1 protein-coding gene is annotated in these 450 nt (G+C 36.4%); it reads right to left on the reverse strand.

Annotation, left to right across the window (positions count from 1 at the left end):
- A partial coding sequence (locus tag CQA62_RS06970) for a hypothetical protein (protein WP_170125583.1) occupies positions 1 to 450 on the reverse strand: 450 nt, incomplete at both ends.

Here is a 450-nt window from a genome sequence, read left to right on the forward strand (position 1 = left end):
AGAAGCAGTGCCAAGAGTTCCTTTGATGTAGATATTATTTCTACCATGATTTGAGCTAATGATGTCTCCTGTGATGCTAGCACCATTGTTGGCTGTAATAAAGTTTTGAGCATTTTTTGAAGCTTGGATTGAAGTTTTTGAACTTCCATTAGGATTTCCTGAGACAGTAAGCTTACCAGACTCTACAACTACGATATTTTGATTACCACTCTTAACATTGTCTCTATATCCTTCATTGGATAAAACTGCCCCTTCATTTGCACTCAATGTAGCAATACTAAGCCCATTAGCATTTGTATCTCTAGTGTTGGGAGTTGTGTTGCTAGATCCAGATTGTTTAACACCAACATAAATTGTATTTGTACTGTTAGTGTTACCATTACCATTTGTACTAACTGCACCTAGAGTGGATTGATTTGTTCCTGTAAGAGTGATTGTGTTAGAACTTGA

Origin of the sequence: Helicobacter cholecystus (genome assembly GCF_003364215.1) — a bacterium.
GTDB lineage: Bacteria > Campylobacterota > Campylobacteria > Campylobacterales > Helicobacteraceae > Helicobacter_G > Helicobacter_G cholecystus.